Below are 20,476 nucleotides of genomic sequence, written 5' to 3'. Positions count from 1 at the left end.
GGTTCTAACCGTCCTTGCCACTCACGAGGTCCAGCACGGGCGAAGCGGGCCCGTAGTAGAAGGCGCGCAGCCGATACGAGGCGCCCTCTTCGCCCGGCATGGTGGCGAGCCCGGCCGACGTCGTCCCCGGATCGGACACCTCGATCGGCACGAACCCGTCCGCACCGGGTTTCTTGATCTCCACCAGGAAACCGTCCTCGTCACTGGAGCGATCGGCCCAGCTGAACCGCACCATCTCCTCCGGTGCGGGCTCGGCCTTGAACGACGCCGGGGCGGCCGATCGATCGCCGGCCCGCAGCGGCACGGCGGGGCCGGAAGCGGCGGGGGTCGCGGGCCCGGAAACCGTCACGGCGTCCGAAACGGCACCGTAGAACGGCCGGATCCGGTAGTAGAACCGCGTTTCCGGCATCAGGTCCGGATGCCGGAAGGTCGTCTGCCGCGGCGGCACGAACTGCAGGATCGTGTATTCGCCGCGCGGATCGGTCGTGTACTCGACGATCCGCCCCGCAGCGGCCGGGTCGTCGTCGGGCCAGCTCAGGTCGACGTTCACCGGATTCGTCAGCGTCGCGGTGAAACCGGGCTCCTCGCCACATCCCGACACGAAAGCGACCGCCAGCAGAACGGCCGCGAGTTTCCCTGGCACGCCGAGACCCTCCCGGGAATCAGGCGGCGGCGGAATCCGGAGGCGCCAGCATACGAGCGCCTCCGGTGATCGACAAGACCTCGGTTGAACCACTTCCGCCGGTCATCCGTGTGGGAGGCAAGAGGAGGCGGCCATGGAGAACCGAGGAGAGGCCGGTGCCGATGCACAGTTCGATCGCGGCGCGCGCCGAACGATCCACTCTGCCCCTGCGGGTTGCAGTACTGTCCTCGCCGACCCAGAAGACCGTCGGGAGGACGCGAGTGGCGATCGGAGGCTGGCGGCCCAAAAAGGCCAAAGGCGAGGACTTGGTCAGGCACTTGTACGCCGAACACGGGCGAAGCCTGCTGGCGTACGCGACAAGGCTGACCGGGGACCGCGCGGCCGCGGAGGACGTCGTGCAGGAGACCTTGGTCCGGGCCTGGAAACATGCCGAAGACCTGGAGAACGACGCGAAGGGATCGGTGCGGGGCTGGCTGCTCACGGTCGCCCGGAACATCATCACCGACCGCGCGCGGGCCAGGGCGGCCCGGCCACCGGAAGTGGCGGAGCCGGCGGAAGGCGTGCCCACCCCGGCGGTGGAGCGGGACCACGCGCAAGGCGTCGTGGACTCGATGGCCGTGCTCGGAGCCATGGACGGCCTGTCCACGGAACATCGTGAGGTACTGGTGGAGATCTATTACCGGGGCCGGACGGTGGCCGAAGCGGCGAAATCCCTGGGCGTGGCGCCGGGTACCGTTAAGTCGAGATCTTATTACGCGTTACGGGCGCTCAGAGCCGTGATGTCCGGACCCGGGAAGGAGGTAGCGCGATGAGTGCGGTGGGACACGACCAGGGCCAGCTCGCCGCCTACGTCCTCGGCGGCCTGACTCAGGCGGAAGCGGCCACGTTCGAAACACATTTGGCGAACTGCCCGACGTGCCGTCGTGAGGTGCGCGAGCTGTCGGAGCTGCGCCACCACCTCGACGAGGTGCCGCCGGAGGCGTTCCTCGACGGACCGCCCGACGGGGGAGATCTGCTGCTGCAGCGCACGCTGCGTCAAGTGCGCGAAGAAGAGGGCACTCAGGAGCGCAAACCGCGGCGGCTTCTCGCCGTCGCCGGTGCGGCCGTGCTGGTCGTGGTGGCGCTCGGCGCGGGTGTGCTGGTCGGACGGCAGACGTCGCCCGAACCGTCGACGGTGGCCTTGCCGGTGCCGACGGCGACCGCTCCGGTGCCCGGCACCCGCGACCTCGCGGCGACCAACCGGGACACGGGTGTGCAACTGGCGGTCCGGGTGGTTCCGGCCGCGGGCTGGGTGCGGCTGCACGCCAAGGCGACAGGTGTCCGCGAAGGCGAGAAGTGCGCGCTCATCGTGGTGACGAAGAGCGGAGAGCGGGTCAACGCCGGCAGCTGGCTCGTTTCGGAGAAGGGACAGCGTGAGGGCACCGGTGTCGACGGTTCCGCGTTGGTCGCCCCCGGCGACGTGGCCTCGGTCGACGTCGTGACGATGGACGGCCGGAACCTGGTGTCGGCGCAGGTATGACGGGTTCGCACACGGGTCGCGGAGGCGGTTGGTACCGCTTCCGCGACACGTGGGTGCTGCCCGCCTCGCCCAAGGCGGTCTTCGACGCGGTCGTCGACTTGGCCGCGTACCCGCTGTGGTGGCGCGACGTGCGTTCGGTCAGCCGGGTCGACGAGGACACCGCCGAACTCGTCTGCCGCTCCAGGCTGCCGTACGCGCTGACCGTGCGGATGCACCGAGACCGCCAGGACGAGCGCGAGGGACGGCTGCGGGTGCTGCTCAGCGGTGACCTCGAAGGGACGCTGGCCGGTGCCCTGATCGCGGTGGGAAGCGGTACGAGACTGGAGATCACGCAGGAGGTCGAGGCGCGGAAACCGTTGCTGCGCAAGCTCGATCGGGTCGCCAGGCCGGTCTTCCGGATCAACCACGCGCTCATGATGCGGCGGGGGCAACACGGTTTGCGGGGATATCTGGGGCGCTAGGCTCACGCCATGCGTGTCGCCACCGTGCAGCCGTTCACCGTCCCCGCCGACCTCGCCGCGAACATCACCGAACACGCCAGGCTCCTCCGGAGCGCGGACGCCGATCTCTGCGTGTTCCCCGAACTCTCCCTGACCGGTCTGGAATTCGAGGCGCTCGCCGCCGACCCGGGGCTCTGGCTGACTCCGGACGACCCACGCCTCGAACCGCTCCGGGAGGCTTGCCGGGCGAGCGCCGTCCACGCCGTCATCGGCCTGCCCCTGGTGGAGGACGGCCGCCGGCACATCGGTTCGCTCGTCCTCGGCCCCGGCGGGGAAACCGTTGCCACCTATGCGAAACGGAACCTGCACGACAGTGAGGACGAGCTCTTCGAACCGGGCACGCGGCAGGTGATCGTCGAGGTCGGCGGCAGGCGCCTCGGTCTGGCGATCTGCCTCGACGCCGCGAACCCGGACCACTCGCGGGAACTCGCCGAGGCGGGCGCCGACGTCTACGTCCTCAGCGCGCTCTTCAGCGAGGGCCAGGAAGACCGGTTGCTCGATCAGGTCGGCGTCGCGGCCGGATACGGGATGTGGGTGGTGCTTTCCCAGTACTCCGGCAAGACCGGCGGGATGGCCGCGTTCGGCGGCAGCGGGGTCTGGAGACCCGGAGGCGCCGCCGAGGTGCGTCTCGGCGGCGAGGTCTCCGAGTGGGCTTACGCGACGATCGCTTCCTGAACCTTCCGGGCGCGAAGGAGCACTGTCGCGGCGAAAACAGCGAGAGCGAGCAGCCCCGCGCTCAACGCATACGCGGCTCGATAGCCGCTAGTCAGCGCTTCGGGCATCGCGGCTCCCTCGGCCAGCAGTGATCCGGTGCGTGAGGCGGCGGTGGTCGCGAGCACGGCGGTCCCGATCGCCGCGCCGATCTGCTGCGTGGTGTTGATCAGCCCCGAGGCGACCCCGGCGTCGGCGGGGGAGACGTCGGACATCGCCTGCCCCATCAGTGCCGGCATCGCCGCGCCGAACCCGACGCCCATCAGCACGAGCGCGGGCAGGACGTCCGTCGCGTAGTTGCCTTCGGCCTGGACGGTGGCGAGGAAACCGAGCGCCAGCGCGACCAGCGAGAGCCCGCCGACGAGGACCGTCCGTGCCCCGAAGCGGTGGTTCAGCCGCTCGGCGAAGACCAGCGACATCACCGCGATCGAAAGCGGGGCGGGCAGGAACGCGAATCCGGTGCTCAACGCGTCGAGCCGGAGCACGCGCTGCAGGTAGAGCGCGGTGATGAACTGGAAGCCGAACAATCCGGCCACCATCAGGACCATCACCGTGTTCGCCCCGGACACCGCGCGGAGGCGGAAGATCCGCAGCGGCAGCAACGGCCGGCGTGCCTTCGCCTGCCGGAGCACGAACCCGGCGAGCAGGACCAGCGACACCGCGAGCAGGCCGAGCGTGCGGACGTCGGCCCAGGTGTACTCCTCGGCCTTGACGATCGTGTAGACCAGCAGCATCAGGCCTCCGGTGACCAGTCCGGCGCCGGTGACGTCCGTGCCGTCGCGCAGGCCGGGGCCTCGATCGTCCGCGAGCAGCCGGACGGCGAGCGCCAGTGCGATCGCGCCGATCGGGAGATTGACGAAGAACGTCCAGTGCCAGTCGAGCAGCTGGGTCAGCGTTCCGCCCGCGATGAGCCCGATCGACGATCCGGCGGCCTGGGTGAAGCTGTAGACGCCGATGGCCTTCGCCCGTGCCCGCGGTTCCGGGTAGAGCGTGGTGATCATGCCGAGTACGACGGCCGACGCCAGCGCGCCACCGGCGCCCTGCAGGAAGCGGAATCCGATGAGCTGCGCCTGGTCCTGTGCGATTCCGCAGAGCAGTGAGGCGAGCGTGAACAGGCCGAGCCCGGCGAGGAAGACCCGTTTCCGGCCGATCAGGTCGCCCAATCTGCCGGACAACAGGAGCAGCCCGGCGAAGGCGATCAGGTAGGCGTTGACGACCCAGGCCAGCGTCGAGGGCGTGAAGCCGAGGTCGTTCTGGATCGCGGGCAACGCGACGGCGACGATCGAACCGTCGAGGACGACCATCAGCGAGACGGCGCAGAGCACGGCCAGTGCGAGGGCGCGCTGAGACACAGATAACCCCTTTTTCCCAGGTGATGCCTTGGTGCATCACTTGTAACAGCGCCCATCTTGTGTGACTCTGTTCCTCGCCGGAAGGAGGCACTTTCATGTCCCAGGGGAACAGCGATGTGACCGCGCAGGCCAGGGTCGTCGATCCCGAAAAACTCGAGGTGTGCACCGTGCTCGAGGTGATCAACCGGATCAGCGGCAAGTGGGCGATCGGCATCCTGCTGGAGGCCACGCGCGGTCCCGTGCGGTTCACCGAGCTGGAGCGCTCGGTGGAGGGGATCAGCAGGCGGATGCTCACCCTGACGTTGCGGAACCTCGAACGCGACGGCCTGCTCGAGCGCACCGTGTATCCGACGGTGCCGCCGAAGGTGGAGTACGAGGCCACTGCGATGGCGAAGGAGCTGTACGCGTCGCTGAGCGGCCTGCTGAGCTGGGCCGAGCGTCACCGCGACTCGATCGCCGCGTCCCGTGTGGTCTACGACGAGAAGGTCAGCGCCTGACGTCCGCCGCGTGCACGGCGCGCTGGACGTGCGAGCACAGCATGGCGAAGTACATCTTGTGGAACGGCAGGTCCGTGCTGTTCTTCGCGGACCAGCTCTCCCAGAGCCCGCCCGGCCGCAGATAGCGTGACGTGTACGCGGTCGTGAGGTCGGAATCGATGTGGTGCAGGGCCGCGAGCGCCCATTCCTGGTCGTAGCGCAGATCCGGCCGCGCGAGGTAATGGTCCAAATAGGACACGAGGATCTCGGCGTCGGCGATCGTGCCGAACCGGGCGAGCGCGAAACAGTAGCCCTGCCCGGCGAAGACCAGCCCGCTTTCCAGGAACAGTTCCCGGATACGGCCGCGCCACGCGGTGCGGCGGTCGACGCCGATCAGCCAGGCCGCGGTGATCCGCGGCCGCCAGTCCGCCGCGAGCAGTTCGCCGAGTTCGTCGTCGGTGATGGTCCGCGCGTCCTCCACGAGGTCGCGCAGGAACCGCTCGCGTTCGGGGTCGGTCATCATCCCGTCGAAGTTGCCGTGCAGCAGCTTCGAGTACCGCGAGAGCACGTAGCGGTCGATGGCGTCCGGCATGCCGTTCAGCTTCCCAGAAAAGAGGAACCGCGGTGCGAGGACGGGGGCCCCTCGCACCGCGGTTCCGGTCGGTCGCCGGGCGCTACGCGTGCGCCACGGCCTTCTCCCTGTCGCCGTCGGGATCCTTCGGCGTGTCGGAATGGTCGTCGATCAGGGTGGCTTCGTCGAACGGAGCCTGGCCGCTGAAGACCCGGTTGGCCTGATCCCGGTCGAACTCCTTGGTCCACGTTCCGACCAGGACGGTCGCGACGGCGTTGCCCGCGAAGTTGGTCAGCGCGCGGGCCTCGGACATGAACCGGTCGATGCCGAGGATGAACCCGACGCCGTCGACCAGTTCCGGCCGGTGCGACTGGAGACCTCCCGCGAGGGTGGCGATCCCGGCACCGCTGACGCCCGCCGCGCCCTTCGACGCGATGATCATGAACAGCAGCAAGGAGATCTGCTCGCCGACGCCCAGCGGCTGGTCCTGCGCGCTGGCGATGAACAGCGTCGCCATCGTCAGGTAGATGGCCGTGCCGTCGAGGTTGAACGAGTAGCCGGTGGGCACGGTGATGCCGACCACCGGTTTGGACACCCCGAGGTGCTCCATCTTCGCGATCAGGCGGGGCAGCGCCGACTCGGACGACGACGTCGACAGGATCAGCAGGAACTCACGGCCGAGATAACGCAACAGCGTGAAGATGTTGATCCGCGCGCCGAGCCACAGGACCGTGCCGAGCACGCCGAACACGAACACCAGGCAGGTCAGGTAGAAGCCGATCATGATGACGGCGAGGCTGCGCAGCGCGCCCCAGCCGGTTTCGCCGACCACCGCGGCGATCGCGCCGAACGCGCCGACCGGGGCGGCCCACATGATCATGGCGAGGATCCGGAACACGAGCCGCTGGATGTGCTCGATGCCGCGGCGGATCGGCTCGCCCTTGGTGCCCAGTTTCTGCACGGCGAAGCCGGCGAGGAGCGCGACCAGGAGCGTCTGGAGCACCTGACCTTCGGTGAAGGCGGAACCGAAGCTGGTGGGGATGATGCCCATCAGGAAGTCGACGGTGCCTTCGCCGCCTTCGGCCTGCTTGTGCGCCTTCGCGGCGGCCGCGGGGTCGAGGTGCAGGCCCTCACCCGGGTGCAGGAGGTTGCCCACGACGAGGCCGATCGCGAGCGCGAACGTCGACATCATCAGGAAGTAGCCGAGCGACAGCAACCCGACCTTGCCGACCTTCGCGGCCTTCGCCACCGATCCGATGCCGAGCACGATGGTGCAGAAGATGATGGGGGAGATCATCATCTTGATCAGGTTGACGAAGCCCGTGCCGAGCGGCTTGAGCTCCTTGGCCAGACCCGGTGCGGCGAACCCGACGATGACGCCGAGGAGGACCGCCGCGATCACGGCCAGGTACAGGTAGTGCATCTTGTCGCGGCGTCGTGGCGCCGCTTCCGGCGTTGTAGGCACCTTTGCCTCCAGCTCAGGGGGTGTCCGTGGGATTGCCGGTCACTATCACCCGGGCTGGTGAGCTGGGTCACGGTTGTGTTCATTGAGTTCGCACGAGTGGTTTCCGGGGAATTCCGGCCGGGCGCGCCGCACGGCCCGGCGACGGTGTGCTGGTATGGGCGGGTGCCCTCGACGACGCGGATCCGGACCAGGCGCGGCAGTCTCGCCCGCCAGCTGCTGATTCTGCAGCTCGTGGTGCTTTTCGTGCTCGTCGCGGCCGGGGTGACCTTCGCGTACCTCGATTCGGTCAGGGCCACCGAAGACCGGGCGCGGGACAAGGTGACCGCGGTCGCCGAAGCGGTGGCGGACGCCCCCGGTGTTCTCGCCGCACTGTCCACATCGGAGCCGACCCGGACACTGCAGCCGTTCGCGCAGAGTGTCCGTGCGGACACGGATGTGGATTTCGTGACCATCATGGACAAGAACGGCATCCGCTACACGCACCCGAATCCGGCGCTGATCGGGCAGCCGTTCATCGGCAACATCGGCGAGGCGCAACGCGGCGGCAAGGTCGTCGAGACCTACGCCGGTTCGCTCGGCCCGTCCGAACGCGTCGTGGTCCCGGTGCGCGGCGCCGCCGGGCAGGTCGTCGCACTGGTGTCGGTCGGCATCACGGTCGAAGCGATCGACGCGGAACTGCGGGAACGCCTGTGGCCCTTGCTCGGGGTCGCGCTGGCGGTACTGGTGGTCGGCGGGATCGGCAGTTATCTCGTCAGTGCCCGGCTCCGGCGGCAGACCAGGGGGATCGCGCCGGAGGAACTGAGCAACCTGTTCGAGTACCACGAAGCCGTGCTGCATTCCGTGCGCGAAGGGCTGCTGCTCGTCGGCGGTGACGGGCGAGTGGTGCTGTGCAACGACGGAGCGCGGGCGCTGCTGGGCGTCGCCGAGGACGCCGTCGGCCGTGAACTGTCCGCATTGGACATTCCCGAAGACCTCGTCGAAGCGTTCACCTCGGGGGAGGAGCGCACCGACGAACTGCACCTCACCGAGGCCAGGGTGCTCGTGGTCAGCACGTCGCCGGTGCGCTCGCGCGGGAAGGCGATGGGCACCGTCGTGATCCTGCGCGACCACACGGAACTCCAGGCGCTGACCGGGGAACTCACCACGGTGCGCGGACTGGCCGAGGCGCTGCGGTCGCAGGCGCACGAAGCGGCGAACCGGCTCCACACCGTCGTTTCCCTGGTCGAGATCGGCCGCCCCGAACAGGCCGTCGAGTTCGCCACCGAAGAACTCGCGCTGGCGCAGGAACTCACCGACCGCGTGGTCGGCGCGGTCGCCGAACCCGTGCTCGCGGCGCTGCTGCTGGGCAAGGCGGCGGAGGCGAGCGAACGCGGCGTCGAGTTCACGATCACGCCCGACACCGTCATGGAGGACTCGGACACCGGCGTCCCGCCGCGGGATCTGGTGACCATCCTCGGGAATCTGATCGACAACGGCATCGACGCGGCGGCGGGCAACGCCGGCCATGGCGGACGACCCGGGGTCGAGGTGACCGTCCGTGCGGATGCCGACGGGTTGCTGCTGCGGGTCGCCGACACCGGGCCGGGCGTCGAGGACGTCGAAGAGGTGTTCCGGCGCGGATGGTCCACCAAACCCGAGGACGGGCACGGACTGGGCTTGGCACTGGTGGGTCAGGCGGTGCGGCGGCACGGTGGGACGATCGACGTCGGCCGCGACGAGGGCGCGGTGTTCACCGTTCGTCTGCCGCCGAAGGAGCCCGCGCGATGATCAAGGTGCTGGTCGTCGAGGACGAACCGGTGGCCGCCGACGCGCATCGGGTGTACGTGGAGCGGATGCCGGGCTTCACCGTGGCCGGGGTCGTGCACTCCGGCGGCGACGCCCTGCGGTTCTGCGAACGGGAACCGGTCGACCTGGTACTGCTGGACTTCTACCTCCCGGACACGCACGGCCTCGCCGTCTGCCGGTCACTGCGCGCGGCCGGTCTCCCGATCGACGTCATCGCCGTGACCTCGGCGCGGGATCTGGCGCTGGTGAAGGCCGCCGTGTCGGTCGGCGTGGTGCAGTACCTGCTGAAACCGTTCACTTTCGCCTCGCTGCGGGAAAAACTGGAGCGCTACGCGGAGTTCCACGGAGCTTCGGGCGAAGTCACCGGACAGGCCGAGATCGACCGCGCGCTCGGCACCCTGCGCACCACCGAGCGGCAGGCGCTGCCGAAGGGGATGAGCGGGCAGACCCTGGAGGCGATCACCGAAGTCCTCGCCTCGGCCGCCGACGGCCTCTCCGCCGGAGCGGCCGCGACCGCCATCGGCGCCTCCCGCGTCACCGCGCGCCGCTACCTCGAATACCTCGCCGACAACGGCCTCGCCCAGCGCGAGCCCCGTTACGGCCAGGTCGGGCGCCCCGAGGTCTGGTACAAGCCGAAAACCGTATAACGACCTATACCGCGGCTCGCGGGCTACCTTGGGATCGTGAAGATCGGCGAACTCGCGCGGAAGACCGGGGTCAGCGTCCGCGCGCTGCGCTACTACGAGGAAGAGGGCTTGATCAGCCCTGGCCGCGAAGGCAACGGCTACCGCGACTTCTGCGAAGGCTCGGTCGAGGCCGTCCTGCAGATCCGCGGGATGCTCGACGCCGGATTGCCGGTGCGGCTGATCCGTGAGGTCCTGCCGTACCTCGACGGACCGGACGAGGTCCGGCCGAAGGTGCCGTGCGAGTACATGATCGGCGAGGTCGCGCGGCAGCGGGAGGTGCTCGACCGCCGGATCGCGCTCATGACCCGCAATCGCGACGCCCTCGACGTGTACCTGCGCGACTTGACCCTGACACAAACGTGAGGGTTTTAGCGTGCGGCCATGACTTCGATGCGCGCGCTCAGACAGGACTCCGCGAACGGTCCTGAAGATCTCCACCTCGTCACCGATGCGCCTGTTCCGGTGCCGGGACCAGGCAAAATCCTCCTGAAGGTCACGGCGGCGGGCGTCAACTTCGCCGACGTCATGCAGACGCGGGGGACGTACGAGGGCGGTCCGGAAGCCCCGTACATCGCCGGGTTCGAGGCGGCCGGCGAGGTCGTGGCCGTAGGGGAAGGGGTGACCGCGCCCGCGGTCGGCGATCACGTCGTCGGGACCGGTGGCGGGGCGTTCGCCGAGTACATGGTCATGCCCGCGGCCGGCGCGGTCCCGGTGCCGTCGGGCTGGTCGGACGAGCAGGCGATCGGGCTGATCCTGAACTGGGTCACCGCGCTCGCCGCGCTCAAGCCGCTGGGACGGCTGGCCCCCGGTGAGACCGTGCTGGTGCAGGCGGCGGCGGGCGGGGTCGGCCAAGCCGCGGTCCGGCTGGCCAAGCACTACGGGGCGACCGTCATCGGCACCGCGTCACCGGGCAAACACGACGTGGTCCGGAGCCTCGGCGCCGATCGCGTCCTCGACTACGGGGCCGATCCGGGGACGGCCGACCTGGTGCTCGAATCGGTCGGCGGGGCGGCTTTCGCCACGAGTCTCGCCGCGGCCAAGCGGGTCACCGGGCGCGTCGTGGTCTACGGCGTCGCCGGGGGAGAGGCCGCGATCACCAACCGGGACTTGAACTTCCGGCAGCAGATCCATGTGATCGGGCTGCATCTCGGCGTCCTGATCGAGCACGCGCCCGCGATCTTCGCGGAGCTGATGGACGAACTGCGCGCCCTGATCGCCGCCGGCGTCTGCGTGCCGGGGACGCCGACCGCGTACGACCTCGCGGACGGGCCGAAGGTACTCGCGGAACTGGAGGCACGGGCGACGTCGGGAAAGCTGGTTCTACGGCCTTGAGCGGAGCATGATCGTATGCGGACATGCGCATGTCAATAGGTCGAAAGTGTTGGTAAATCACCAGCTGGCTGACGCGACGAAAGTCGGTGCCGAGTCGCGGCCGGGGCTCCTAAATTCACGAACCATTCCGTTGTCCTCACAAGGAGTGGGTCCATGGCAAGGAAGTTCTTCGTCTCCGCGTCCGTGAGCTTGGCGCTGCTGGCCGTCCCGGTCACCGCGGGCCAGGCCACGGCGGCGGTCCAGCCTGCTCAGAAGGCCGCGGCGGCGACCACGGTCTACTACGACGCCTCGGGAGCGCCCAGCTTCCGGGCCGCCATCCAGGCGGGTGTGGCGAACTGGAACAACTCGGTGTCGAACGTGAAGCTGCAGGAGAGCTCCTCGGGCGCCACCCTGCGCTACACCGAGGGCAACGACCCCTCGGGTTCGTACGCCGAGACCGACGGCCACGGCCGCGGCACGATCTTCATCGACTACACGCAGGCGCAGCAGTACAACCAGACGCGGATCGCCGCGCACGAGACCGGCCACGCGCTCGGCCTGCCGGACAACTACCAGGGCCCGTGCTCCGAACTGATGTCCGGCGGCGGCCCCGGCCCGTCCTGCACCAACGCGACCCCGAACGCCCAGGAGATCTCGCGGGTGAACTCGCTGTGGGCCAACGGGCTCGTCGCGGCGGGCGCCATCCAGCGCATCTACAACTGACGCTCGGAAGTCCGTGAAGGCCTCCTTCCCTACTTTCAAGGTAGGGAAGGAGGCCTTCACGGACTTCTACCCCTGGAACTCGTAGGCGCCCGCGTCCACCGCCGCGCCGGAGTACACGGGATTGCCGTCGACGTCGCGGTCGTCGTACTTCGTGGTGCCGAGGTCGATCGCCGGGCTGCCCGCTTGCAGGATCAGGTTCGTGGCCGAGGTGAACCTCGGATCCGCGACCTTGTCCGTCGCGCCCGGCGTGAACTGCCGGAGCCCGCCGAAGTACACGTTGTGGTCGGTCGCGGTGAAGGTCGCGTCCGCGTAGCCGACCTTGTACGCCGCCTGGACGACGTTCTGCGTCATCGTCAGCATCTGGTTCGTGCAGCCTCCGTAGCAGACGAAACCCTCCGCCTCGGCGTTCGGGAGCCGGAGCGAGTTGTTGCGGAACACCGTTCCGAGCACCGGCCCGTTGCCGTCCTCCGCGCCGCGCGTGATGATCCCGCCGCGTGTCTTGGCGCCGAAGACCGCGTTGTACTCGAAGACGTTGCCGGTCGAGACGCCGTCCGGGTCCTGCGCGTCGGTTCCGAGTTCGGTGAAGGTCTCGTTGTCCTCGGAGATGTTGTGGTGGATGACGTTCCGGGAGCCGTAGAAGATCTCGACCGCGGCGCCGTCGAGGCCGCCGAAGTCGTCGGCCTTCGCGATCGACCCGCTGATCCGGTTCCAGCCGATATCGGAGCCGTTGCCCTGGACCAGCACGGCGAACGCGCCGGAGTCGTCGTTGCCGCCCGGCGTCACCACGGTCATGTGGTTGTTGTCGACGAGGTCGTTCTGCGTGACCTCGGTGCCGTCCGCCGACGGTGCGATGTACACGCCCGCGCCGGCACCGGTGATCAGGTTCGACAACACCTTGTTGCGGTCGCCGGACACCTTCACCCCGGCCCACGAACAGCGTCCCGCGTCAGCGGCGACGCCGATCTGCAGGTCCTTCACCACGTTGTCGTCACCGGGAAGGTCGACACATGCTTCCGCGTTGCCCTTGACGATCGGCCGCGCGCCGGTGCCGTACGCGCCGACCGTGACGCCCGACCCCTTGACCGTGAGACCGCCGGACCAGTTCCCGCCGCGGCGCAGCAGGACGGTGTCGCCCGCCGCGAACGTCGTCGCCGAAACCTTGGCCAGGGATTTCCACGGTGTCTGCTGAGAAGTGCCGCTCGCGGTGTCACTGCCGGAGACCTGGTCGACGTAGTAAGTCTTCGAAGCGGCTTCGGCCGTCGTGAACCCGGTGCACGCGACGGCGGCGAGCACGGCCACGGAAGCAGTTTCCAGGACATGCGGCGGACCGTAACCACCTGCCGCACAAGGGTCGTACAAAGACCTCGGCGGCTTTAGCATGATCGGATGCGTCGGGCGTCGCGGATTCTCGTACCGGCCGCGCTGCTGTTCAGCGCCATGGTGGCGAGCAGCGGGATCGCGTCCGCGCCACCCCCACCGGTGGTTTCCGTCGCCGGGCTGAACGAACTCTGGAACGCATACGGCGATCAAGGCGGGCACTGGACCGGCGGGGATCGCACGGTGTCGGTCCCGCTACCGGACGGCCGCACGGCGTGGCTGTTCTCGGACACGTTCCTCGGCACGGTGAACCCCGACCACAGCCGCCCGCGGGACAGCCCGATCGCGCGCAACACCCTGGTCGTCCAGCGGCCCGACGGCTCGCTGGGGGAGACGCTGCACGGCGGCACCGCCGACGACCCGGAGGCGCTGATCGGTCTCGCGGGTTCGGACGAGCACTACTGGGTCGGCGACGGTGCGGTCCAGGGCGACGTCCTGCGGGTGCTCTACAACCGGTACAAGACGACGGGGTCCGGCGGACTCGACTTCCGGAGCACCGGGACGTCCCTGGCGACCTTCCGGCTGCCCGCGCTGACGCCGACGGAGCTGCTGGTGATCCCGGTGAGCGACAAGGTCGCGTGGGGATCGGAGCTGCTCGAAGACGGCGGATACACCTATATCTACGGTGCCGAGCAAGGTCACCTCCGGCTCGCCAGGGTGCCTGTCGGTGGCCTTCGCGGACCTTGGCAGTTCTGGACCGGTGTCGGCTGGTCGCCCCACGAGGAGGACTCCGTCCGGATGCTGCCCGGCGTCGGGACGGCGTTCTCGGTGACCCGCGTCGGCGGTGAATACGTGCTGATCACCATGGACACCAGTCCCGGTTTCAGCCCGGCGATGCTCGCCTACACCGCAGGTTCGCCGACAGGCCCGTTCAGCGCTCCGGTCGTTCTGTATCGGGCACCCGAAGCGAGCGACCGGCGGATCGTCTACGACGCGACCGCGCATCCGCAGCTGAGCCGTCCCGGGAAGCTCACGGTGTCGTACAACGTGAACTCGCTCGACCACGGCGACAACATCGCGGATGTGCGGATCTACCGGCCGCGGTTCGTGGAGGTCGATTGGCCGCCTCGGCCGAACTGGCCTCGTGAGTGGCGAGGACGGTTCTAACCGTCCTCGCCACTCACGAGTGCCTGCCGGACGGTGTCACCGGTGAGCTGGTTCAGCTGCGTCATGGTCCGGTCCAGCTGCTCCGCCAGCCGCGGGATGGTGCTCGACGGGAGATAGGCCTCGGCACCGGCGTCGAGGAGCCGCCGGACCGGGCCTTCGTACTTGACGCCGAGTTCGGCGTCCTCGATCTCCGTGATCACGATCCGCGCCTTCGGGTACAGCGCGCGGAAGTTGCCGATCAGTTGCGGGCTGGCGGGCGGTACCAGCAGCACGTCGACGGTCGGAGGCGCCGAGTGCAGGTCCAGGACGAGGTACCCGGGGCCGAGCCGCTCGGACAACGCGTCCCGCGCCGACGCCGACAGCTTCATGGCGGTGGCCACGACCGTGATGTCCTCGGACTCCGCGGACGAGAAGGATTCCGGACGGGAAACGCCGGAAATCGTCCCGATCGTCTCGCCGTTCCTGGTGATGGTCACCTCCTCGCCGGGGCGGAGGGTGTCGATGAGGGCGACGAGTTCTTCAGGAAGCTGGGAGGCCTCGACCCACTGATCACTCATCACCCCATCATGGCCCGACTTCTAGCGAGGCCGCCCGGGGACTCCGGGCCGGGTCTGCCACGGGTGCGGTCCGTCGAGCGGCCGGTATTCGACGCCCAGCGCGTCCAGTCGCGGCAGATGGTGGTCCCGCAGCCGCGGCAGGAACTCCGCGTAATCCCGTCCGTCCGGATCGCTCCACGCCACCTCGGCGAAAGCGCACAGGCGCGGGAAGGCGACGTAGTCCACCCGCCGCACGGTGTCGAGGTGCTCCGACCACACCTGCGCCTGCGCGCCGAGGATCGCCTTCCCCTCGGGGTAATCGGCGGGCACCGGCTCGTAGCCGTAGAAGCTCTCCAGCGTCCTCAGGTAGCCGACGGGGATCGGTTCGTCGGGGTGGTCGGATTGCCGGTGGTCCAGGTACACGTGGTCCTCCGGGCACATGACGACGTCGTGCCCGGCGGCCGCCGCGCGGGCACCGGCCGCCTCGCTCTGCCACGAGCCGATGACCATCGGCGGCAGATCGCCCGCTTCGAGCACCTCGTCCCAGCCGAGCGGGCGACGTCCTCGATCGACGAGGTGCCGCGCGATCTCGCGGACGAATCGGCCGTGCTCCTCGGTCGCACCGGGCACCTCGTCGCCGCCGAGCGCGATGACCTCGGACGGGAAGATGTCCAGCACGTGGTCGAAGACGCGTTTGAAGAAGTCCACTGTGGACTCCTTGGTGTTCAGCAAGGACGTGCTGATACCCCAGCTCGTCCAGACCTCCCACGGTTCGTCGGTCTCCGGCCCGAGTTCGGGATAGGCGGCGATCGCGGCCCTGGCGTGGCCGGGGATGTCGACCTCCGGGACGACCGTCACCGAACGCGCGGCGGCGTACGCGACGATCTCGCGGAGATCGTCGGTCGAGTAGAACCCGCCGTGCGGCCGTCCGTCACGCTCCGGCCCGTCGTGCCGTCCGACCATCGACGACTTCCGCCAGCCGCCGACCTCGGTCAGCCTGGGGAACTCGGGGATCTCGATCCGCCAGCCCTGGTCGTCGGTCAGGTGCAGGTTGAGCACGTTGAGCTTGTGCGCGGCGATCAGGTCGACGAACCGCAGCACCTCGGCCTTGGTGCGGAAATGCCTTGCCACGTCCAGTAAACAGCCGCGCCAGCCGAAGCGCGGATGGTCGGTCACCACGCCGCACGGGATAGTCGCTTGTCCACTGTGGATGGAGGCGGCCCGGAACGCGTCCGGCCCGATGAGCTGCCGCAGGGTCTGGCGGCCGTAGAACTCGCCCGCCGCGTCGGCCGCGTGCAGGGTCACTCCGGACGGGTCGATCTCCAGCCGGTAACCCTCGGCAGGCAACGTGGCATCTCGACGGACGTCCACTTCGGACGGTACGGAACAGTGTCCCGGCAAGGGTTCCACCGAGGCGGGACGGGGGAGCAGAGTTTCGAAGCCAGGCATGTCAACCCTTCACCGCGCCGCCCATGACGGACACGAGTCGTCGTTGCACGAGGATGAAGAACACCAGCACCGGGATGGTCATCAGGGTCGAGCCCGCCATCACCGCGCCCCAGTCGGTGTCCTCCGGTTTGAAGAACACCAGGATCGCCAGCGGGAGCGTCTGGTTCTCGGTGTTGGAGATGATGAACGTCTTCGCGAACAGGAAGTCGTTCCACGCGTGGATGAACGCCAGCACGCTGATCGCCACCAGCCCGGGCGCCACCAGCGGGAAGAGGATCTGCCAGGTGAACCGCATGCGGCTCGCCCCGTCGATCTTCGACGCCTCTTCCAGCTCCTGCGGCACCGCGGCGACGAAACCGCGCAGCATCCAGATCGCGAACGGCAGGCTGAACGCCAGGTGCACCAGGATCAGCGAGCCGAGATGGTTGGTGCCGAACGCCGGCGCGACGTCGCCGACCGACCGCATCAGGAAGAACAGCGGAATGGTCAGCGCCTCGACCGGCACCATCTGCGCCACCAGCACCATCACCAGCAGCACGGTCCGGCCCTTGAAGTTGAACCGCGTCAGCGCGACCGCCGAGAGGAACGAGAGCAGCAGCGACAACGCCACCACCACGACGGCCACGATCACGCTGTTCAGGAAGAACAGCGCGAAACCCTCACCGCTGAGCACCCGTTCGAAATGCTCCAGGGTCGGCGTGAGCGTCCAGGGCCGGGGGTTTTCCGCCTGGATCTGTCCGGTGGGCTTGAACGCCGAAAGAACCATCCAGTACACGGGGAACGCGACCATCCCGGCGATCACCACGCAGATGATCTCCGCGATCAGCCTGCCCGGGCGTTTGACCCGGCGCGTCTTCGGAGCCGTCGTCACACCCATCCCGCGCTCCGGCGTTGCGACCGGACGTACAACCCGGTGATGGACAGCAGCAGCAAGGTCATCACGACTCCGAGCGCCGCGCCGAGACCGTATTCCTGTCCGGCGAAGGCCTGTTGATAGGCGAAGACGTTGAGCACGAGGTTGCGCCCGGCCACGCCGCCGCCGTTGGTCATCACGTAGATCTGGGTGAAGATCTTGAAGTCCCAGATGATCGACTGGATCGTGGCGATGGTCAGCAGCGGCCGCACCATCGGCAGCGTGATCGACCACGTGGTGCGCCAGGTCGACGCGCCGTCGAGGTACGCGGCCTCGATGACCTCTTCCGGCACGCCCTTGAGCCCCGCGTACATCGTCACCATGACGAACGGGAACGAGCACCAGATGACCTCGGCGGCTACCAGCCCGAACGTGCTGTAGGTGTCGAAGGTCCAGGAATGGTTCGCCATCCCGGTGAACCCGAGGCCCGACAGCACCTCGTTCACCAGGCCGAAGTCCGCGTCGAACAGGAACAGCCAGACGTACGAGCCCGCCATGGCCGGCGTCGCCCACGCGGCCAGCGCCGCCAGGAACAGCGGAACACGCGCCCAGGCGCGGACCCGGGTCGCCAGCACGGCGAGCCCGGTCCCGAGGGCGAGGCTGCCGACGACGCAGACCGCGGTGAACCCGAGGGTCTTGGCCAGCACCTCCCAGAACTGGAGGTTCTCCAGCAGTTCGACGTAGTTGCCGAAACCGAGGAACACCAGCGGCGCGTTGCCGACCGCCTGCGGCTGGCCGTAGTCGTAGAACGAGATCAGGACGAGCTGGTAGATCGGGTACACCAGCATCGCGAGCAGCAGGATGCCACCGGGAGCCAGGTAGAGCAGGGCGGCCCGCCCGTCCCGGCGACGGCGGGGCGACCGCCGTGCCGGGACGGCCGGAGCCGTGGTGCGGGGGATTTCTTGCGTGACCACTTAGCCGAACGCCTTGTTCATCTCGGCGGCCGCGGCGGTCAGCGCGGTGGCCGGGTCCTTGCCGCCGGTCGCGATCTGCTGGATCGCGGTGGGCAGCACGTTCTGCGCGTCGATCTTCGACCACGCCGCGGTGGCGGGGACGAACTTCGTGCCCGCGGTGAGCGTGTCGACGAACGGCTTGACCGACGGGTCGCTCGCGGCGAGCTTCTGCTGGACACTGCCGAGCGTGGGCAGGTTGCCCATCGCGACGTACATCTTCTCCTGGTACTTGGCGCCACCGAGCAGCTCGGTGAACTCGACCGCGAGGCTCTTGCGCTTGGACGCGTTGAACACGCCGAGCAGGTTGCCGCCCGCGAACGCCGGGGCGATCTTGCCCGCCTCGGTACCCGGGAGCGGGATGATCGCGTACTTGCCCTTCACCTGACCGGCCTCGACGGCCTTGCGGTTGAAGTCACCGCCGATCGACATCCCGGCCTTGCCACCGGCGAACGCCGTGATGCTCTGCGTCCCGGTGAGGTTGGCGCACTGTTCGGGCGGGCAGATGTCCGCCTTGAGCAGGTTCGCGTACGCGGTCACGCCCGCCTTGGCCTGCTCCGAGTCCACAGTGGACTTCCACTTGCCGCCGTCCTGCTCGGCGATCTCACCGCCGTGCGCCCACAGGAACGGCAGCATCGCGTAGGTGTACTTGCCGCCGACGGAGATGCCGTACATCTCCGGCTTCTTGGCGCGGATCGTCTTCGCGGTCTCGGTCAGTTCCGCCAGTGTCGTCGGCGGCTTGAGGCCGAGTTCGGCGAAGATGTCCGTCCGGTAGTACAACGCGCGGATGCCGGTGAACCAGGGGAGCCCGTAGGTCTTGCCGCCGGACTTCGCGGTCTCCAGTACCGCGGGCAGGATGTCGGCGCCTTCCTTCCACGACGACAGATCGCCGGTCAGGTCGGCCAGCGCGCCCGTGGCGGCGTAGCTGGAGACGTCGGTGTTGCCGAACTCGGCGACGTCCGGCGCGCTGGCCGGATCGTTGAAGGCGCCGGAGAACTTGTCAGCACGGCCCTCCACCGGGATCCACTGGACGTCGACCTCGACACCCGAATGCGCCGCCTTGAACTCGGCGATCGCCTCCTTGACGGCGGCCTCCTTGGGCGCGCGGTTGGCCTCGTCGAACAGCCAGACGCGGACCGTGCCGGTCTTCTCGTCACCGCCGCCCGCGGCCGGGGTGTTCTGGGCCGGCGCGCAGGCCGCGACGAGGCCGACCGCCGCGAGGCCCGCGATGAGGACGCGAGTTCTCATGGGTTTTCTCCTTATGCGAAAAAGACGGAATTGACTTGGGGGAGCGCCAGTTTCCCGGCGACGGCCCCCGGAAGACCGGTGCCGGGATCGCGCGGCAGCCAGCTGAGCGTGCCGGACTTGTCGCTCGAGACGTAGAACCAGCGCTCGGTCGGGTCGAGGGTGAAGTGGCGCGGGTACACGCCGCCGACGGGCGCGTTGTTCAGCAGCTTCAAGGACTTCCCGTCCTCGCTGACGCCGAACGACGCGATCGTGTCGGAGCCGCGCACGGAGGCGTACACGAACTTCCCGTCCTTGGACGTGGTGATCTCGCCCGGGTACTGCGCGCCGGGAGTGCCCGCCGGAACGGCCGGGACAACCTGCCCGGCGGTCAGTTTCCCGGTGGCCGGGTTCCACGCCGCGACGGTGACCTCGGCCCGCAGTTCGCCGAGGATGTACGCGTACTTGCCGTTCGGGTGGAACGCCAGATGCCGCGGTCCGGCGCCGGACGGGAGCTTCAGCTGCTGGTTCAGCTTGAGTTTCCCGGTGGAGACGTCGAGTTTGTAGACGTAGACCGAATCCGCGCCGAGGTCGACCGCGAGCACCCACTTGCCGGTGGGGTCGTTGACCACCTGATGCGCGTGCGCGTCGCGTTCGGCGCCCTTGTGCTGCGCCAGATCGACGACGTCGCCGAGCTTCCCGCCCGCGAGGATCGGGAGGACGACGACACTGCCGCTGCTGTAGTTCGCGGCCAGCACGTACTTCTGGCTCGAGTGGACGCTCAGGTGGGTCGGGTGCTGCCCCTTGGCCGATTTCTTGTTGAGCAGCTTGGGTTTGGTCGGATCGGCCAGGCTGAACGCGGAGATCTGGCCGTTCTCGTCCTCATTGGTCACGTAGAGCGTCTTGCGGTCGGCGCTGATGTCGAACCAGGAAGCGTTGCTCACTCCCGGAATCGTCCGGTCGACGACCACGGCGTTCGTGGCCGCGTCCCGGTGAGCGACATCGAGCCCGTGCCCGGAACTGGTGTAGCTGCTGACGTAGATGGCCCCGGTTCCCTTCGGTCCGCAGGTTTGTTCGGAAGCGTTCGCGAGGTGGGAACCGAGAACGGTGGTGAGTCCAGCCGCTCCGACGGCGCCGAGGAACGTGCGTCGATCGAGTCCGGTCATCGTGATCTCTCC

22 protein-coding genes are annotated in these 20,476 nt (G+C 68.7%); 11 read left to right on the top strand and 11 right to left on the bottom strand.

Annotated features, from left to right (window positions below; all coding sequences use genetic code 11):
- Nucleotides 1-4: 4 nt before the first annotated feature.
- The gene (locus DMC64_RS20835; RefSeq protein WP_125734887.1) at nt 5-643 is read right to left on the bottom strand and encodes a fibronectin type III domain-containing protein; all 639 of its coding nucleotides are present in this window, start codon (nt 641-643) and stop codon (nt 5-7) included.
- Between the two features lie 260 nt (nt 644-903).
- On the opposite strand from DMC64_RS20835, the gene DMC64_RS20830 reads away from it, so the two are divergent.
- Genes DMC64_RS20830 through DMC64_RS20815 form a run of 4 tightly spaced genes read left to right on the top strand, consistent with a single transcriptional unit; the run spans nt 904 to nt 3,337 of the window.
- The gene (locus DMC64_RS20830; protein WP_161791131.1) at nt 904-1,455 is read left to right on the top strand and encodes a sigma-70 family RNA polymerase sigma factor; all 552 of its coding nucleotides are present in this window, start codon (nt 904-906) and stop codon (nt 1,453-1,455) included.
- Nucleotides 1,452-2,162, top strand: coding sequence for an anti-sigma factor (locus tag DMC64_RS20825; protein WP_037345579.1), 711 nt, complete (start codon nt 1,452-1,454; stop codon nt 2,160-2,162). The genes DMC64_RS20830 and DMC64_RS20825 overlap by 4 nt, the downstream gene beginning before the upstream one ends.
- The gene (locus DMC64_RS20820; RefSeq protein WP_037345581.1) at nt 2,159-2,623 is read left to right on the top strand and encodes an SRPBCC family protein; all 465 of its coding nucleotides are present in this window, start codon (nt 2,159-2,161) and stop codon (nt 2,621-2,623) included. Before DMC64_RS20825 ends, DMC64_RS20820 begins: the two co-directional genes overlap by 4 nt.
- Before the next feature lie 9 nt (nt 2,624-2,632).
- Nucleotides 2,633-3,337: a carbon-nitrogen hydrolase family protein gene (locus tag DMC64_RS20815; RefSeq protein ID WP_233629745.1), complete on the top strand. Its 705-nt coding sequence runs from the start codon at nt 2,633-2,635 to the stop codon at nt 3,335-3,337.
- On the opposite strand, the gene DMC64_RS20810 is transcribed toward DMC64_RS20815, so the two are convergent.
- Nucleotides 3,316-4,725, bottom strand: coding sequence for an MFS transporter (locus DMC64_RS20810; RefSeq protein ID WP_125734886.1), 1,410 nt, complete (start codon nt 4,723-4,725; stop codon nt 3,316-3,318). The genes DMC64_RS20815 and DMC64_RS20810 overlap by 22 nt on opposite strands.
- A gap of 95 nt (nt 4,726-4,820) precedes the next feature.
- Between DMC64_RS20810 and DMC64_RS20805 the strand changes: the two genes are divergently transcribed.
- Nucleotides 4,821-5,222 carry a helix-turn-helix domain-containing protein gene (locus DMC64_RS20805; protein WP_125734885.1) on the top strand — a complete coding sequence of 134 codons (402 nt, stop codon included), beginning with the start codon at nt 4,821-4,823 and terminating at the stop codon, nt 5,220-5,222.
- Here DMC64_RS20805 and DMC64_RS20800 read toward each other — a convergent pair.
- On the bottom strand, nt 5,212-5,793 hold the full coding sequence (locus DMC64_RS20800) for a DUF6000 family protein (protein ID WP_125734884.1): 582 nt from the start codon (nt 5,791-5,793) through the stop codon (nt 5,212-5,214). The two genes, DMC64_RS20805 and DMC64_RS20800, sit on opposite strands and share 11 nt — an antisense overlap.
- 82 nt (nt 5,794-5,875) lie before the next feature.
- Nucleotides 5,876-7,195 (bottom strand): cation:dicarboxylate symporter family transporter, encoded by a 1,320-nt coding sequence (locus DMC64_RS20795; protein WP_125735106.1) that lies wholly within the window; start codon nt 7,193-7,195, stop codon nt 5,876-5,878.
- A gap of 204 nt (nt 7,196-7,399) precedes the next feature.
- On the opposite strand from DMC64_RS20795, the gene DMC64_RS20790 reads away from it, so the two are divergent.
- From DMC64_RS20790 to DMC64_RS20770, 5 genes are all read left to right on the top strand, one after another.
- Nucleotides 7,400-9,004 (top strand): sensor histidine kinase, encoded by a 1,605-nt coding sequence (locus DMC64_RS20790; protein ID WP_125735105.1) that lies wholly within the window; start codon nt 7,400-7,402, stop codon nt 9,002-9,004.
- Nucleotides 9,001-9,669, top strand: coding sequence for a response regulator (locus DMC64_RS20785; protein WP_037345590.1), 669 nt, complete (start codon nt 9,001-9,003; stop codon nt 9,667-9,669). The genes DMC64_RS20790 and DMC64_RS20785 overlap by 4 nt, the downstream gene beginning before the upstream one ends.
- 36 nt (nt 9,670-9,705) lie before the next feature.
- Nucleotides 9,706-10,071 carry a MerR family transcriptional regulator gene (locus tag DMC64_RS20780; protein ID WP_125734883.1) on the top strand — a complete coding sequence of 122 codons (366 nt, stop codon included), beginning with the start codon at nt 9,706-9,708 and terminating at the stop codon, nt 10,069-10,071.
- 18 nt (nt 10,072-10,089) lie between these two features.
- Nucleotides 10,090-11,040, top strand: a complete 951-nt coding sequence (locus tag DMC64_RS20775; RefSeq protein ID WP_125734882.1) for a zinc-binding dehydrogenase — start codon at nt 10,090-10,092, stop codon at nt 11,038-11,040.
- A 153-nt stretch (nt 11,041-11,193) separates the two neighbouring features.
- Nucleotides 11,194-11,742 (top strand): snapalysin family zinc-dependent metalloprotease, encoded by a 549-nt coding sequence (locus tag DMC64_RS20770; protein ID WP_016335415.1) that lies wholly within the window; start codon nt 11,194-11,196, stop codon nt 11,740-11,742.
- Between the two features lie 66 nt (nt 11,743-11,808).
- Here DMC64_RS20770 and DMC64_RS20765 read toward each other — a convergent pair whose 3' ends face one another.
- Nucleotides 11,809-13,041 (bottom strand): choice-of-anchor Q domain-containing protein, encoded by a 1,233-nt coding sequence (locus tag DMC64_RS20765; RefSeq protein ID WP_233629744.1) that lies wholly within the window; start codon nt 13,039-13,041, stop codon nt 11,809-11,811.
- Nucleotides 13,042-13,128: 87 nt separating this feature from the next.
- On the opposite strand from DMC64_RS20765, the gene DMC64_RS20760 reads away from it, so the two are divergent.
- The gene (locus DMC64_RS20760) at nt 13,129-14,226 is read left to right on the top strand and encodes a DUF5005 domain-containing protein (RefSeq protein WP_125734881.1); all 1,098 of its coding nucleotides are present in this window, start codon (nt 13,129-13,131) and stop codon (nt 14,224-14,226) included.
- Here the strand turns inward: DMC64_RS20760 and DMC64_RS20755 are convergent.
- Genes DMC64_RS20755 through DMC64_RS20730 form a run of 6 tightly spaced genes read right to left on the bottom strand, consistent with a single transcriptional unit; the run spans nt 14,223 to nt 20,464 of the window.
- Nucleotides 14,223-14,783: a hypothetical protein gene (locus DMC64_RS20755; protein WP_125734880.1), complete on the bottom strand. Its 561-nt coding sequence runs from the start codon at nt 14,781-14,783 to the stop codon at nt 14,223-14,225. The two genes, DMC64_RS20760 and DMC64_RS20755, sit on opposite strands and share 4 nt — an antisense overlap.
- A 21-nt stretch (nt 14,784-14,804) precedes the next feature.
- Entirely contained in the window at nt 14,805-16,211 is a 1,407-nt protein-coding gene (locus DMC64_RS20750; RefSeq protein WP_125734879.1) for a beta-N-acetylhexosaminidase, read from the bottom strand.
- A gap of 1 nt (nt 16,212) precedes the next feature.
- Nucleotides 16,213-17,088, bottom strand: coding sequence for a carbohydrate ABC transporter permease (locus tag DMC64_RS20745; RefSeq protein WP_038511456.1), 876 nt, complete (start codon nt 17,086-17,088; stop codon nt 16,213-16,215).
- Entirely contained in the window at nt 17,079-18,038 is a 960-nt protein-coding gene (locus DMC64_RS20740) for a carbohydrate ABC transporter permease (protein WP_073849265.1), read from the bottom strand. Before DMC64_RS20740 ends, DMC64_RS20745 begins: the two co-directional genes overlap by 10 nt.
- Nucleotides 18,039-19,322, bottom strand: coding sequence for an extracellular solute-binding protein (locus DMC64_RS20735; protein WP_125734878.1), 1,284 nt, complete (start codon nt 19,320-19,322; stop codon nt 18,039-18,041).
- 11 nt (nt 19,323-19,333) lie between these two features.
- Nucleotides 19,334-20,464 (bottom strand): lactonase family protein, encoded by a 1,131-nt coding sequence (locus DMC64_RS20730; RefSeq protein WP_125734877.1) that lies wholly within the window; start codon nt 20,462-20,464, stop codon nt 19,334-19,336.
- Nucleotides 20,465-20,476: the final 12 nt, after the last annotated feature.

Source organism: Amycolatopsis sp. WAC 04197 (genome assembly GCF_003947475.1).
GTDB classification, from domain to species: domain Bacteria; phylum Actinomycetota; class Actinomycetes; order Mycobacteriales; family Pseudonocardiaceae; genus Amycolatopsis; species Amycolatopsis japonica.
This window is presented reverse-complemented; position numbering and strand designations above follow the sequence as displayed.

What these genes read in the sequence shown, in the direction of transcription:
- DMC64_RS20800 (WP_125734884.1), bottom strand. Translation starts at nt 5,793, where the DNA reads ATGCCGGACGCCATCGACCGCTACGTGCTCTCGCGGTACTCGAAGCTG.
- DMC64_RS20795 (WP_125735106.1), bottom strand. Translation starts at nt 7,195, where the DNA reads ATGCACTACCTGTACCTGGCCGTGATCGCGGCGGTCCTCCTCGGCGTC.
- DMC64_RS20820 (WP_037345581.1), top strand. Translation starts at nt 2,159, where the DNA reads ATGACGGGTTCGCACACGGGTCGCGGAGGCGGTTGGTACCGCTTCCGC.
- DMC64_RS20755 (WP_125734880.1), bottom strand. Translation starts at nt 14,783, where the DNA reads ATGAGTGATCAGTGGGTCGAGGCCTCCCAGCTTCCTGAAGAACTCGTC.
- DMC64_RS20760 (WP_125734881.1), top strand. Translation starts at nt 13,129, where the DNA reads ATGCGTCGGGCGTCGCGGATTCTCGTACCGGCCGCGCTGCTGTTCAGC.
- DMC64_RS20735 (WP_125734878.1), bottom strand. Translation starts at nt 19,322, where the DNA reads ATGAGAACTCGCGTCCTCATCGCGGGCCTCGCGGCGGTCGGCCTCGTC.
- DMC64_RS20825 (WP_037345579.1), top strand. Translation starts at nt 1,452, where the DNA reads ATGAGTGCGGTGGGACACGACCAGGGCCAGCTCGCCGCCTACGTCCTC.
- DMC64_RS20730 (WP_125734877.1), bottom strand. Translation starts at nt 20,464, where the DNA reads ATGACCGGACTCGATCGACGCACGTTCCTCGGCGCCGTCGGAGCGGCT.
- DMC64_RS20750 (WP_125734879.1), bottom strand. Translation starts at nt 16,211, where the DNA reads ATGCCTGGCTTCGAAACTCTGCTCCCCCGTCCCGCCTCGGTGGAACCC.
- DMC64_RS20785 (WP_037345590.1), top strand. Translation starts at nt 9,001, where the DNA reads ATGATCAAGGTGCTGGTCGTCGAGGACGAACCGGTGGCCGCCGACGCG.
- DMC64_RS20815 (WP_233629745.1), top strand. Translation starts at nt 2,633, where the DNA reads ATGCGTGTCGCCACCGTGCAGCCGTTCACCGTCCCCGCCGACCTCGCC.
- DMC64_RS20770 (WP_016335415.1), top strand. Translation starts at nt 11,194, where the DNA reads ATGGCAAGGAAGTTCTTCGTCTCCGCGTCCGTGAGCTTGGCGCTGCTG.
- DMC64_RS20745 (WP_038511456.1), bottom strand. Translation starts at nt 17,088, where the DNA reads ATGGGTGTGACGACGGCTCCGAAGACGCGCCGGGTCAAACGCCCGGGC.
- DMC64_RS20805 (WP_125734885.1), top strand. Translation starts at nt 4,821, where the DNA reads ATGTCCCAGGGGAACAGCGATGTGACCGCGCAGGCCAGGGTCGTCGAT.
- DMC64_RS20775 (WP_125734882.1), top strand. Translation starts at nt 10,090, where the DNA reads ATGACTTCGATGCGCGCGCTCAGACAGGACTCCGCGAACGGTCCTGAA.